Below are 14,231 nucleotides of genomic sequence, written 5' to 3' on the forward strand. Positions count from 1 at the left end.
GGGCTCAGGCCGCCGCGGCAAAAGTGCCGCGGGCCGACGCGACCAGCGCCGGCACATCGAGGATGAGGCCGACGTGACCGTCGCCCATGATGGTGGCGCCGGAAATGCCCACCACCTTGCGGTAGTTGGCCTCCAGGCTCTTGATCACGACCTGGTGCTGACCGACCAGTTCGTCAACGAACAGCGCAATCTTGTCGCCATCGGACTCCAGCACCACCAGGATGCCGCGTTCAAGATCGCAGGTACCGTCGCGCAGGCCCAGCGCATCTTTCAGCGTCAGGATGTTCAGATACTCGTTGCGCACCTGCACCAGCCGCGGCTGGCCAGCCACGCTCTTGATCATCGCTGAGGTCGGCTGCAGCGACTCGACCACGTAGTTCAGCGGCACGATATAGGTTTCCGCCCCGACCGCGACCGACATGCCGTCCAGAATGGCCAGGGTCAGCGGCAGGCGCACCGTCATGCGGGTGCCGACGCCGGTCATCGATTCGATGTCCACCCGGCCGCCCATGGCGGTGATGTTCTTTTTCACCACGTCCATGCCCACGCCGCGGCCGGACACTTCGGTGATCTGGTCTGCGGTGGAAAAGCCGGCTTCGAAAATGAGCGCCCACACGTCGGAATCGCTCATCGCGTCGCTGACCGCCAGACCGCGCTCGCGCGCCTTCGACAGGATGCGCTCGCGATTCAGTCCGGCGCCGTCGTCGCCCACCTCGATCACGATGTTGCCGCTCTGATGCGAGGCCTTCAGCGTAATCGTGCCTTCGCGCGGCTTGCCGCGTGCCTCACGCACATCAGGCGTTTCAATGCCGTGATCAAGACTGTTGCGGACCAGATGGGTCAGCGGATCGGCGATGCGCTCGATCAGCCCCTTGTCCAGTTCGGTCGATTCACCGGTGGTCACCAGCCTGACCTGCTTGCCCAGCTTCTGCGACAGGTCGCGCACCACGCGCGGGAAGCGCGAGAACACGGTGGACATCGGCAGCATGCGGATGGACATGACCGATTCCTGCAGGTCGCGCGTATTGCGCTCCAGCTGCTGCACGCCATTCATCAGCCGCTCGAACTCGACCGGATTCAGTTTCGATGCAGCCGAGGCAAGCATGGCCTGGGTGATCACCAGTTCGCCGACCAGATTGATGATCTGGTCCACCTTGTCCACACCGACACGGATCGAGGTATCACCGCCACTGCCGGCCTTCGCGGCACGCGCCGCAACAGCCTTGGGCGCCTCGACCGGCTTTGCAGCGGCAGCGGGTGCCGGCTCCGCCGGCACCACATTGACCGGCGCCTGCACCGGCATGATCTCCGCGTGCGACACCGGCAGCGGCTCGAAGAAACCGTAGCTGCCGTCGGTCGTCGCACTGGCCTGAAGCGCCGGCGCGAGATCGGGCACACCCGGCGCATGGTCGAAGAAGCCGAAACTGTCGTCTTCCGTCGCCTGTGCGGGCGGCACCGGCGCGACCGGATCGGTGAAGAAACCGTAACTGCCATCGGCCACCGATTCTGCAGCGGCATCGGCTGCGAAAAGCCCCCAAGCTCCGTCCGCCGGCTCACCGGCCGTCGCCGGCGCAGCATCCTCAGCGAACAGACCCCAAGCAGCGTCATCCGCAGCGGCCGGTACGGCCTCATCGCCCTCGGCATAGCTGCCCGGATAGGCGATGAACTCCACGATGTCACGCACAGCCGCCGTGTCGACTGCACCACCGAGCACGCACTGCAAGCGGCCGGCCGCGTCCATCGATACATCGACCACCGTGGCGCCCAGCGTCTCCAGCTCGGCGCTCATGTTCTCGATCACGCCTGCCGCGTCGGCACAGGCCGGCGGCAGTGCAAAACTGAAACGGAAGGACTCCGGCAATGCGCGCTCAGGCAGCGGCTGCGCCTGGGCATCCGCCGCAACGGCATCGTTGCCGTACAGGCGCTGCAGCGCGGCACACACCTCGGCCACGCGCGCCATGTCGGCGGTGCCCTCACCACGATGTGCGGCCACCAGATCGCGCAGCAGGTCACCCGCTTCCAGCGAGGCATCGACCATGGCGGTGGTCATCACCACCTCGTGCTTGCGCACGAGGTCGAGCAGGGTTTCCAGTTCGTGGGTGACCTGGGCAAGATCCTGAAAGCCGAAGGTGCCGGCACTGCCCTTGATCGAGTGGGCGGCGCGGAAGATGGCATTCATCTCCTCGTCATCGATGCTGTCCAGATCGATGTCGAGCAGCATCTGCTCCATATTGGCCAGATGTTCCGCGGCTTCCTCGAAGAACACCTGATAGAACTGGCTCATGTCCACGGTCATGGACGGTCTCCCGGCGGCAGGTGTGGGGTGCTCAGCCGATGACCTTCTTCACCACCTCGACCAGCTTCTGCGGGTCGAAGGGTTTGACCAGCCAGCCGGTCGCGCCGGCAGCGCGGCCCTGTGCCTTCATCGCGTCGGACGACTCGGTGGTGAGCATCAGGATGGGCGTGGTCTTGTACTGCGCCATCGCGCGCAGATTGCGGATCAGCGTGAGGCCGTCCATGCGCGGCATGTTCTGGTCGGTCAGCACCAGATTGACCGACTTGGATTTGGCCTTGTCCAGCCCATCCTGGCCGTCCACCGCCTCGATCACCTCGTAGCCCGAGCTTTTCAGCGTGAATGCCACCATCTGACGGATCGACGCGGAATCGTCGATCGCAAGCACGGTCTTTGCCATGGTCCAGCTCCTTCAGAACAGTTCTATTTCACCTTCCTGGTAAGCCTGCTGGGCCACCGGGTTGGTGCTATCTACGACAGTCAGTTGCGCCAGCGCGTCGCCGACACGCCGGGTCAGTTCAGGCGACGCCTGCCCCTGTGCGGCCGCCTGGCTCAGCGCACGCACGGTGATCATGACGCCGTCGATCGAATCGATGCGCTTCTGTACATGACCGAGCAGCTGCGAGGTCATGTCCTGGAACTGCAGCGAGGTGACTGCATTGGCCACCGCCACATCCACCCGCTCGACCGAGGCGCCCAGTTCGACGATGGACTGCTGGCGCCGCTGGTGCAGCATCTCCAGTCCGCGCACGACGGTCTCGACCCGCGTCTTCGATTCAAGTGCGAAAGTCATGTCCTGGCCGGCCATTTTCGCCAGCGCCTCTTCGGTATGGCGCACATTGACCTGCACGCGATCGACCAGGGTGACGATCTGCTGGCTGAATTCATTGGTGCGCGAGGACAGGTCGCGCACCTCGTCGGCCACCACGGCAAAGCCGCGGCCGGCTTCGCCAGCGCGGGCCGCCTCGATCGCGGCATTCAGCGCAAGCAGATTGGTCTGTTTGGAAATTCCGCCGATCTCGCTCAGCAGCGCGCGCACCCGTTCGGTCTCGCGGGCAATACCTTCGGTCAGTTCGACCAGTTCCATGCCCAGCTTGCTGTTGTGGACCACGCTATCGACCACGCGCTGCATGGTGCCCGACGTTTCCTCGACGAAGGTCTCGAAATCGAACTGCTCGCTGCCGTCGCCACCGGTGAGCGCCAGAGCGGTTTCGCGCTGACTGGTGGTTTCGCCGTGCATCTTGTGAAAACTCAGGGTCAGCCCCTCGATCGCCTCGCGCAGAAGCTGCTGAACCCGCCTCAGTTCCTCGTTCATGTGGTCGCACTGTGCATGCACCGAGTCAGAGGAACCGGCAACCAGCTGATGCGAGCCATCCGGTTCAGGTGCCTGGACATCGACCTCGCCAGCGTTGCGCTTGCCCGTCCGTACGCACAGCAGCAGCGCCGCGCTCCATACAAGGGCGCAGACAAGACCGGCTGCCAGCAAGGGCCACAGCGCACCGGGCGCCAACCCGGCAATAACCCCGACGCTCAGGACGGACCCGGTCCAGGCGACGATCAGGGCGAGCGTTCTATCTTTCATGGCAACAGGCATCCGAGGGAAAGGGTCCGGGCAGACTGTTCTCTTTTACGGCATCAGACGGCCGGACTTGACCGGATCAGAGGTCATTGCCTGGCGCTGGCGCCGACGGCAGCCGCAACATCCTCTGCATTGACCGACCGGCCATCGGACAGCATGGCCTGTTCGGTTTCCCGGTTCAGCACGACGATGCTGATCCGGCGGTTGATCGGGTTGTACGGATCGTCCTTGTCAAAAGGCACGATGGACGCCATGCCCACCACGCGCAGCACCTTGTCCGGATCCATGCCGCCGTAGATCAGTTCGCGACGCGAGGCATTGGCGCGGTTGGCGGACAGCTCCCAGTTCGAGAAACCGCCCAGCCCGCCAGCGAACGGTGTCGCGTCGGTATGGCCGGACAGGAAGACGCGGTTGTCCACCTGGTTCAGGATGACCCCGATCTCGCGCAGAATCTTCTGCGTATAGGGCTGCAACCGGTCGCTGGCCGAGGTGAACATCGGACGGTTCTGTTCATCGACGATCTGGATGCGCAGGCCCTCGGCGGTCACGTCCAGCATGAGCTGATTGCGGAAAGGTCGCAGATCCGGATTGGCTTCGATGCGCGCTTCGATCTGGCTCTTCAGTTCGACCAGCTTGGCCCGCTCCTGCCGCTGCTGCTCGCGCTTGGCCTCCTCGGCCTTCTGGTCCTCGCTGCTGGCGCTCAGATTGATCGAACGCTGCTTCGTCTCGACCGAACCGTACTTGACCTGGCCGGTCTGACGGGTCAGATCGCGGCCACCACCCTGGATCACGCTGGAGCTGTCGCCCGAACCCGAGCCGCCCTGCTGGGCCACCTTGAGCGGGTTCTCGAAGAACTCCGCGATACCCTGCAGATCGCCCTGGGCGGTCGAGCCGAGCAGCCACATCAGCAGGAAGAAGGCCATCATCGCGGTCACGAAGTCGGCGTAGGCGATCTTCCACGCACCGCCGTGCGCGCCGCCGCCGCCCTTCTTGATCTTCTTGACGATGATTGGCTGCTGGGTATCGTCGGACATGATTCTTCAGTTGCCGGATGCCTGTGTCAGTGTCTGCGCGATGAGCGCGATCACTTGCCCTTGCGGTTCTTCACTTCCTCTTCCAGCTCCTTGAAGCTGGGGCGGTCCGGCGAGTACAGCACCTTGCGGCCGAACTCGATCGCCACCTGAGGGGCATAGCCGTTCATGCTGGCCAGCAGCACGACCTTCATGCATTCGTAGATCTTGCCGCCCTCTTCCATCTTCTGTTCGAGCTGGGAGGCGATCGGCGCCACGAAACCATAGGACAGAAGAATACCGAGGAAAGTACCGACCAGCGCACCGCCGATCATCTTGCCGAGCACCGCCGGCGGCTGACCGACCGAGCCCATCACGTTCACCACGCCCATCACCGCCACCACGATACCGAAGGCCGGCACGCCGTCGGCCATCTTGGACACGCAGTGCACCGCCACATGCTGTTCCGAATGGTGGGTTTCGATCTCGGCGTCCATCAGGTCGGCGATCTCGAAGGCGTTCAGGTTGCCGCCCACCATCATGCGCAGGTAATCAGTCAGGAAATCGACCGCATGATGATCAGCGAGGAAATTCGGGTACTTGGAAAAGATCGGGCTGGCTTCCGGGTTCTCGACGTCGGCTTCAATCGACATCAGGCCTTCCTTGCGCACCTTGGCCAGAATTTCGTACAGCATGGCCAGCACATCCATGTAGAAGGCCTTGTTGTAGCCGGACCCCTTGAACACCGAAGGCAGCGCAGCCACCGTGGCCTTGATCGCCGGCATGCCGTTGCCGGCGACGAAACCGCCCAGCATCAGACCGAAGATCGCGACGTATTCGGTCGGCACCCAGAGCGCCGCCAGACTGCCGTGGATGGCATAGGTGCCCACCGAAGCAGCGAGAATGATCACGTAGCCGATGATCAGAAACATGGACTTTTCCTGTGTAAGACGGATGTTCCTCTGGCCGGCGGACAGCATGGTCCGCCCGGACATCAGGTGCTGCGGCCCGGTTTCATTCCGGGGACATCTGCCTGCCGGCACCGCCTGCCTGTTGGTGTAACGGCACCACGCAACAAAACTTGACCATCCTGCAACGCAGGAAATGAGCCCCCGGAACAGCTTTCCTGCCGCACAAAAAAAAGCCGCCGCGGGTTGCCCCGCAGCGGCGAGCTCCTTGCTTGCGCAAGGAGGAGGTCAGACAGGAAAACGGGGGTCAGGCGGCGATCAGCGCCTCTCGGGCACGCCGCGTCTTGCCAGCACGCGCAGGGATATGGCACAGGCCGCACACATAACTGGTCTTGGGATCATAGGCATGGGCGACGAAGCGGCCGCCACAGCAGGTGCAGGCGGTGTGCTGCAGAAGCCGGGCGTCGAAGAAGCGCACCAGGGTCCAGGCGCGAGTGAGGCTCAACACCTCTTCCATGCCGTGGGTCTGCACATGTTCCTGGTACAGCTTGAACGCCTTCACGATGCAGTCGAGCTGGGTCAGCTTCGAGTTCTGCTTGAAGAAGGAAAAGAAGGCCATGAACAGCGAAGCGTGGATGTTCGGCTGCCAGGTCATGAACCAGTCGGTCGAAAAGGGCAGCATGCCCTTGGGCGGCGACACGCCCTTCACTTCCTTGTACAGCTTGAGCAGACGCTCACGCGAGAGGTTGGTTTCCGCCTCCAGCAGCTGCAGGCGGGCGCCCAGTTCGATCAGGCTGACGGCCAGTGCGATTTCGCGGCCTTCCGACACGATGCTCTTGTTTTTCATGACCAGGCTCCGGATCAGGACACGGCTTCGAGCGGCTGCGCGCAGGCCAGTATGGTCGCGTGCAGATGGGAGGTCGAAGCCTCGCGGCCATGGCTGGACAGCAGGCCGAGCAGCACGCGGTCGTCAAAGCGGAGGCGGCACAGCATCATGTTGGCGCTCGCCATCTTCAGCACCTGGGCCGGCGACAGCGACTCGATCATGTCGGCCACCTCTTCGCTGACGCCGAGGCGGAACATCGCCGCATCGCGGTCCTCGCGGATCATCTGCTGCGCGAGCATCAGATAGGCGAGATTCAGTTCGCGGATTTCGTTGAGCAAGCCAGCGGTTTTCATGCTGCGATCCCTCCGTTTTTCCAGGCAGCCAGGCGCCTGTGGACGACTCGCATTCTGCCGACGAGGGCGACAGCGCCCAATCAGGGAGCGGCGAAACTTGCTGTACGAACGGACGAACGCCTGCCTGTAGGAAAAATTCCTACATCCGGCGGACGTACGGGGGGTTGAACGCGCTCGGACGAGCGCGCCTGACAGTGATTACGGCGGCAGAACAGCGGACTTGAGGACTATTTTCATACGTCGAAACCGCCCGCGCGAATGCGCTGTTCCAGCAGCTCGGCATCAACCGGGCGGGAGAACAGATAGCCCTGGAAGCGGTCGCACTGCTCGCGGCGCAGGAAGCCGTACTGCTCTGGCGTCTCTACCCCTTCGGCTACCGTGGTGAGCCGCAGGCTGCGCGCCAGCGCGATGATGACGCGGATGATGGCGGCGTCGTCCTCGTCCTCATTGATGTCGCGGACGAAGGACTTGTCTATCTTCACGATGTCGATCGGGAAGCGCTTCAGGTAGGACAGCGACGAGTAGCCGGTGCCGAAGTCGTCCATCGAAATGCGCACGCCCATGTTCTTGAGCGCCTTCAGCATGCCGATGGTGGTTTCGGCGTCTTTCATCAGCACCGATTCGGTGATTTCCAGCACCAGCTTTTCCGGCGGGAAGCCGGTGTCTTCCAGCGTGGTGCGCACGGTTTCGAGCAGACGGGGCTGGGCAAACTGAACCGCCGACACATTGACCGAAACCGTCAGATCGTCCATGCCCTGACGGTGCCAGCGCTTGCCCTGGGTGCAGGCTTCGCGCATGACCCAGGCGCCGATCTCGACGATGAGGCCGGATTCATCGGCCAGCGGAATGAAGCGGTCGGGTGACACCACGCCGCGCTGCGGGTGCTTCCAGCGCAGCAGCGCCTCGACACCGGACGGACGCCCGGTCTGGCCATTCAGGATGGGCTGGTAGTTCAGGAACAGTTCGCCGCGCTGCACCGCGTGCCGCAGATGCGTTTCGAGCACCAGCTTCTCGGCCGAACTGGCGCTCATTTCGCGGGCGTAGAAACTGAGGCCGTTGCCGCCGGAGCGCTTGGCGCTGGCCATCGCGGCTTCGGCGTTCATGATCAGGGACTGCGCGTCATCGCCATCGTCCGGCGTCATCGCCACACCGACCGAGGCAGTCAGGAACAGTTCGAGACCGTCCTTGATGATGGGGGTGGCGAAGGCGTCCATCAGGCGCTGGGCCAGACCGGATGCGAGCGCGCGGGTGGTGCACGCCGGTGCGAACACGCAGAAGCGGTCACCGCTCAGACGGGCGATCATGGCGCCATCGCCGGCACGCTCGATCAGTCGGCGCACCGCTTCACGCAGCACCGCATTGCCGGCTTCGTAACCGAAGCTGGTGTTGATGCGCAGGAAGCGGTCGATATCCACCACGAGCAGCGTGGCGTGGCGCGCCTCGGCGCTGCGGCGCGCGGAGTCGAGCCAGTCGTCGATCTGCGCACGCAACAGGGTCTGGTTCGGCAGAGCGGACAGCGTGTCGAAGAAGGCCAGCGCGTGAATGCGCGCATCGGCGGTCTGCACTGCGCGACGGGTTTCCACGCCGCGCAGTTCGCGTTCGATCACCGGCACCAGACGGGCGATATTGCCCTTCTGGACATAGTCGGCCACGCCATTGCGCATGGCCGAAAAGGCCATGTGGTCGGAAATCTTGCCCGAGTAGATGATGAAGGGGATGTCGCGGCCACTGCGGCGCACGACCTCAAGCGCCGACGCGGAATCGAAGCCGGGCATCGCATGGTCGGAAATGACCAGGTCCCATTCGCGCTCTTCCAGCGCACGCGCCAGGTCCTGCGCGCTGTCCACGCGCTCTGAATAGGTGTCCAGGCCGCGCGCGCTCAGCTGAGCGTTCAGCAGGAAGACATCGTCTTCATTGTCTTCGACCATCAACACCTTGATGGTTCTGAAGCCTCCCATCCTGTCCGAGTGACGATCCATTAATACGGGTTCCGCGTCGTGAGCACGATCAACGGACAGATGGACGGCAATTTCTGCCGAAACTTGAGCGGCGAAGAATGCCGCATGCGGTCAAATTTCTCGCTCGGCGCCGACCAGAAATCCGTTCAGCCAGCGGTGCGTACGCAGTTACGGCCCGCCTTCTTGGCCGCCAGCAAGGCCTGGTCGGCCAGCGTGAGCAATGCGTCGGCATCCGGCATGGCGGGCAGTCTTTCGGCCACGCCGACGCTGATCGAGCTCTTCAGCCGCAGGCGCCCGGCCTGTACAGGCACCGCCGCCACGCCGGTCACCACGCGCTGGGCACAGGCCTGAGCCTGCTGCAGATCGGTATCCGGGCAGACGATCAGGAATTCGTCGCCACCGGTGCGGCACACCACGTCCTGTGCGCGCATGCAGGCACGGATGGCCCGTGCGGTCTGTTCGAGTACCCGGTCGGCCACGTCGCGACCATAGGTTTCATTGATCTGCCGGAAGTGGTCGACGTCGATCAGCATGCAGGACAGCGCGCGGTTGCTGCGCTGGGCAATGGCCCACTCCTGTCCGATGCGCTCCATCGCATAGCGGCGGTTCGGAAAACCGGTCAGGGCATCGGTCAGCGACACTTCCTGCAGGCGCCGGTTGCTCACGCCCAGCTCCGCCGCGTAACGACGGATCTCCTCGCGCTCGGTTTCCAGCTCACGCTGCATGCGCACCAGCCGCTGTCCGGCACGCAGCCGCGCTTCAAGCACGCGCGGCCGCAGTGGCTTGACCATGTAGTCGTCGACACCGGATTCGAAGGCCTCGACCAGCCGCGCATCCTCTTCATGACTGGTCAGCACGATGATGTAGATGTTCCGCCCCAGTCGGGTCTGGCGCAGCGTACGGGTCAGTTCCAGGCCGTTCATCTGCGGCATCATCCAGTCCACCACCATGATGTGGGGCTGGAATTCGAGCGCGCATTCCATGCCGCGCACGCCGTCCTCAGCGGTGGCCACACGGTAGCCGCCGCGCACCAGCAGGGTCTGCAGCGTCAGCCGGGTGGCGGCGTCGTCTTCCACCACCAGCACGCGCAGGCCGTCGCCACCCGGAGCGTCGTTGGCCGCAGGGCCGATCGGGGCAGATGGCGGCTCGGGCTGTACTTCGAGCACGGGTTCGGGCGATGCAGAAAGACCCGGCAGCGTGTAGGCATCGACCGGCAGCATGGCCGACCATTCCTTCCAGTCGGCCGCGACGTCCTCGTACAGCGCGGAAACCTGTTCCGGCACCCACTCCATGCGGGCCGCCAGCGCGCGCGCGGCATCGAGCGCCGCACCGCGACTGAGGTCGTCGGTCATGCAGGCGTTTTCGAGCGCCCGTGCCAGACCGAGTGCGAGCGTGAGACTGTATTCGCGCGACACTTCGCCGGCCGGCAGCGACAGCGCAGATTCATGGCGCAGCACGGCCGCCACGAAAAAGCGCGGCATGCCCCAGTCGGCGAGCATGGCCGCACTGAGTTCGACATGCGTCATCGCGAACGCCTGGCGTTCGAGATCGAGCAGCGCCAGCGGGTCGCCGCGCGCCTCGTCCAGCACGCGCGAATACTGGGCAGGGAACACGCTGGCCAGCCCGAGCGCGCCGATGCCGGCCAGCAACCCGACGCTGAAGCTTTCCTCCACGCCGGCGGTGCGCAGCCGGGTCAGTATCCGCTGCATCGCGATGGCCCGGATGACCGAGCCGGTCCAGAAACGCGCGTAAGGGAAGCTGCGACACAGGCCTTCGCCGCTGCTCGATATCAGCGAAAAGCCCATCGCGAGATTGCGCACCGCCGCCATGCCCAGCACCGCGAGCGCATCGCGCAGCGCCACCACCGGGCGTGCCCCCGGCGCCAGCGTGCCGTTGGCGGCGCGCACCAGACGGCCGACCAGCGCCGGGTCGCCCTGCACCAGACGTGCAAGTTCGGCCAGCGAAGCATCGCCGCGCTGGCTCATGCGGGCGATCGACAGCGCGATGCCCTTGGGCGAAGGCAGTTCGCCTGCGGCCTTGATTTCCTCGAAGCGCTGGGTGTCGATCAGATCGTTCATGCGTGGCAACTGGAATCCGGCATACGGAATGCTTACGGCCGGGGCGACGGAGCACTTGAGGGCACGCCGTCGGTCGCGGGAGGCTAAACTCCGGGCTTGAACGAAAAAACATGCAGGAAAACAGACAGATGAAGTATTGCGCCCAGTGTGGAGGCAAGGTCGAACTGAAGGTGCCGGACGGCGACAACCGGCCGCGTCACGTATGCATGGACTGTGGCCGGATCCATTACCTGAATCCGCGCCTGATCGTGGGCACGCTGCCGGTCTGGCAGGACAAAGTGCTGCTGTGCCGGCGGGCGATCGAACCCCGGCAGGGTTACTGGACGCTGCCGGCCGGTTTCATGGAGAACGGCGAAAGCGCCGCCGACGGCGCTCAGCGCGAAACCCTCGAAGAGGCGTGCGCACGGGTCCGGGTGCTGGATCCCTATACGCTGGTCAGCGTGCCCTTCATCGACCAGCTCCACCTGCTGTTCCGGGCCGAACTGCTGGACCTCGATTTCGCGCCGGGCCCCGAATCGCTGGAGGTGAGGCTGTTCGATGAAGCCGACATTCCGTGGAACGAACTGGCGTTCCGCAGCGTAACGCTGACGCTGCGCGCCTTTTTCGATGAGCGCCGCAGCGGTCGCTTCGGCGTGCACCACATCAGCCTGCCGCCGATCGAACGTTGAATCCGGGCCTGAGCTGCCCGGGACTCAGCCGGTCGTCACCGCATCGCTGCCCGACGCACCGAAACTGAAACTGAAGGTGGCGCCCTGCCCCGGCACGCCGTCGGCCGCCACCTGACCGCCGTGCAGGCGGATCGCGCGCTGCACGATGGCCAGGCCGATGCCGCCACCGTCGAATTCGCGGTTGTTGTGCAGGCGCTGGAAAGGCGCAAACAGCCGGCCGACATAGGTCATGTCGAAGCCTGCTCCGTTGTCGCGCACGTAGTAGCCTGTCTGTCCGCCGACCGGCGCCTGGCCCAGTTCGATGCAGGGCTGCGGCTGCAGCCGGGTGAACTTCCATGCATTGCGCAACAGGTTTTCGAGCACCACCCGCGCCAGCCCCGGATCGGCATCGACCCACAACCCCTCCGGAATCACCCACTGTATCCGTCGCTCCGGCGCCTCGGCCTCAAGTTCGCGCGCGATGTCGCGTGCGAAATCCGACAGATTGATCAGGGTGCGGCGTACCTCGGCGCGGGACACCCGCGACAGTTCCAGCAGGTCGTCGATCAGTTCGCCCATGCGCTGGCTGTTGCGGCGGATGCGCGACAGGTATTCGCGGCCCTGTTCGTCCAGCAGATCGCCGTAATCCTCGACCAGCAGCCGCGAAAAGCCGTCCAGCGCGCGCAGCGGTGCACGCAGGTCGTGCGACACCGAATAGCTGAACGCCTCCAGCTCCTTGATCGCCGATTCCAGTGCCACCGTGCGTTCGCCGACACGGCGTTCCAGTTCATCGTTCTGCAGGCGCACGTTGTCCACCTTCTCCGCCTGCAGCCGGATCGCCTCGCGCAGCGCGGTCACGTCGCGCCTGACCGACACCAGTCCGGTGAATTCGCCATCGTCGTCGCTGAGCGGAATCACGCTCACCTCATAGGTGCGCGGATCGTTGCCGGCCAGGTCAAGCACCTCCTCCCCCTCGTAAGGACGACGGGTACGCGCGACTTCTTCGGCGATGGCGTGATGCCGGCGCAGTACCTCGGTCATTGAAGGGAGGTAGGCGGCCAGCTCTTCGCTGGTCGCTCCCAGCCAGGCGGTCTTCTTCAGGCAGCGGGTATCGAGCAGCGCCCGGTTGGCCAGCCGCCAGCGCAGGTGACGGTCCTTCAGCACGATCAGTTCGGGCAGCGCATCGACCAGCGCGCGCAGCCTGAACTCCTCTTCGCGCAGGGCTTCGCGCGCCTGCATTTCCGCTGAAATGTCGCGACTGGCGCCGCGGTAGCCGGAGAAATTGCCACTGGCGCCAAACACCGGTTCGCCGGACGAAGCCAGATAGCGCCAGCGGTTGCCGTCGCGCCGGCGCGACAGGAAGTCACGGAAAGCTTCATGACGTTCCAGCGTCTGCCGCAGCATGCCCCAGGGCAAGGTGAGTGCCTCTTCACCCGGAATCTCCCAGGGGGCACAACCGTCGAGTTCGGCATCACCGAAATGCACGCCGGTCAGTTCGTCCGGCAGCCGGTGGTAGCGCAGATCGGCATCCAGTTCCCAGTGCCAGTCGGAAGACAGCAACGTGAGGGCCCGGAAGTGGGATTCGCGTTCGCGCAGCGCGCGTCGCGCCGCCTGCTTTTCCGACATCGCGGCACCGATGAACAGTGCGGTCGCGGCGGTCAACATGATCAGCCCGTGCAGCACCAGCAGCTGCACCTGCATCGAATGCGGGCTGAACGGCGAGGTACCGCTGACGGTGCCGGCCAGCGCGGTGAGCGAGGCGATCAGGAAGGCCGACCAGCCGACCCGGGGCGCAAAGCGCAGCGCCACCCACACCACCAGCGGCAGCGCCATGTAGAGCTGCAGCATCGGATCCGGAAACAGCGTTACGCCGGAAAAGCTCACCGCCAGCAGGCCAAGCAGACCACCGACCACCAGCAGTTGTTCGAACGCGCGCTTGCGCAGCTGGGCGAACGGGCGGCCGGACGACCAGGCCAGCAGCGGCAGCAGACTGACCAGGGTACCCAGTGCGTCGGACAGCCACAGCGCCGAGCCCTGCTCCAGCCAGCGTGCCGCCGGCAGCCCCTGCCCCAGTACGCTGCCGGCCACCGACGCGGCGGCACTGGGCACCGCCGACAGGTAGATGAAGGCCAGCAGCTTGAGCGCCCCGTCAGTACGTTCAATCAGATCTTCGCTGCGTCCGGCGTAGCGGCGCAGCAATGCGGCACACAGCCAGGGCGCGAACACCTGGCCTGCGGCGTGAAACAGCGTGCCCACCACCCCGTGCCCGGCCAGCAGCGCCGACGCCGTCACGCCGGCCAGCACGCCCGGCAGATTGCGGATGCCGCCATGCAGCAGCGCGAAAGTGGCCAGCCCCATGGGCGCCCACATCGGCATCAGACCCGAAACCGGATCCCGCAGCCGCGCACTCAGCGCGGCAAGCAGGCAATAGGCGACCGCGACCAGCAGATTGATCGCCAGCCGGTGCGCACCGCCCTGACCGCCGGCAGAAGCCTGTTCCGGCTGGTTCATGCGCGGCACTCCGGACGACCGATGCCGGCTTGACTAAAGGGGCGGCCCTTTCTAGTTTTCAACGACTG

At 64.8% G+C, this 14,231-nt stretch carries 11 protein-coding genes; 1 reads left to right on the top strand and 10 read right to left on the bottom strand.

Going from position 1 to position 14,231, the window contains the following annotated elements; genetic code table 11:
• Positions 1–4: 4 nt before the first annotated feature.
• The 9 genes from METUNV2_RS0113790 to METUNV2_RS0113830 all read right to left on the bottom strand — a co-directional run bounded on the left by METUNV2_RS0113790 (position 5) and on the right by METUNV2_RS0113830 (position 11,005).
• A complete protein-coding gene (locus METUNV2_RS0113790; protein WP_018230055.1) occupies positions 5–2,296 on the bottom strand; it encodes a chemotaxis protein CheW in 2,292 nt (763 codons plus the stop codon).
• Positions 2,297–2,327: 31 nt separating this feature from the next.
• Entirely contained in the window at positions 2,328–2,693 is a 366-nt protein-coding gene (locus tag METUNV2_RS0113795) for a response regulator (RefSeq protein ID WP_008062343.1), read from the bottom strand.
• A gap of 12 nt (positions 2,694–2,705) precedes the next feature.
• Entirely contained in the window at positions 2,706–3,875 is a 1,170-nt protein-coding gene (locus METUNV2_RS0113800; RefSeq protein ID WP_081618545.1) for a methyl-accepting chemotaxis protein, read from the bottom strand.
• Positions 3,876–3,958: 83 nt separating this feature from the next.
• Positions 3,959–4,906 (bottom strand): flagellar motor protein MotB, encoded by a 948-nt coding sequence (gene motB / locus METUNV2_RS0113805; RefSeq protein ID WP_018230057.1) that lies wholly within the window; start codon positions 4,904–4,906, stop codon positions 3,959–3,961.
• Positions 4,907–4,956: 50 nt separating this feature from the next.
• Positions 4,957–5,814, bottom strand: a complete 858-nt coding sequence (gene motA / locus METUNV2_RS0113810; RefSeq protein WP_018230058.1) for a flagellar motor stator protein MotA — start codon at positions 5,812–5,814, stop codon at positions 4,957–4,959.
• 283 nt (positions 5,815–6,097) lie between these two features.
• Positions 6,098–6,637: a flagellar transcriptional regulator FlhC gene (gene flhC / locus METUNV2_RS0113815; protein WP_018230059.1), complete on the bottom strand. Its 540-nt coding sequence runs from the start codon at positions 6,635–6,637 to the stop codon at positions 6,098–6,100.
• 14 nt (positions 6,638–6,651) lie between these two features.
• A complete protein-coding gene (gene flhD, locus METUNV2_RS0113820) occupies positions 6,652–6,969 on the bottom strand; it encodes a flagellar transcriptional regulator FlhD (RefSeq protein ID WP_008062328.1) in 318 nt (105 codons plus the stop codon).
• Positions 6,970–7,202: 233 nt separating this feature from the next.
• Positions 7,203–8,897, bottom strand: coding sequence for a putative bifunctional diguanylate cyclase/phosphodiesterase (locus tag METUNV2_RS0113825; protein WP_026188165.1), 1,695 nt, complete (start codon positions 8,895–8,897; stop codon positions 7,203–7,205).
• A 176-nt stretch (positions 8,898–9,073) separates the two neighbouring features.
• A complete protein-coding gene (locus tag METUNV2_RS0113830) occupies positions 9,074–11,005 on the bottom strand; it encodes a GGDEF domain-containing response regulator (RefSeq protein ID WP_018230061.1) in 1,932 nt (643 codons plus the stop codon).
• A gap of 128 nt (positions 11,006–11,133) precedes the next feature.
• Between METUNV2_RS0113830 and METUNV2_RS0113835 the strand changes: the two genes are divergently transcribed.
• Complete coding sequence (locus METUNV2_RS0113835; protein WP_018230062.1) at positions 11,134–11,673, top strand: NUDIX hydrolase; 540 nt, start codon at positions 11,134–11,136, stop codon at positions 11,671–11,673.
• Positions 11,674–11,697: 24 nt separating this feature from the next.
• Here METUNV2_RS0113835 and METUNV2_RS0113840 read toward each other — a convergent pair whose 3' ends face one another.
• On the bottom strand, positions 11,698–14,163 hold the full coding sequence (locus METUNV2_RS0113840) for an MASE1 domain-containing protein (protein WP_018230063.1): 2,466 nt from the start codon (positions 14,161–14,163) through the stop codon (positions 11,698–11,700).
• Between the last annotated feature and the right edge of the window lie 68 nt (positions 14,164–14,231).

The sequence above is a fragment of the Methyloversatilis universalis EHg5 genome (assembly GCF_000378945.1).
Taxonomy (GTDB): domain Bacteria; phylum Pseudomonadota; class Gammaproteobacteria; order Burkholderiales; family Rhodocyclaceae; genus Methyloversatilis; species Methyloversatilis universalis_A.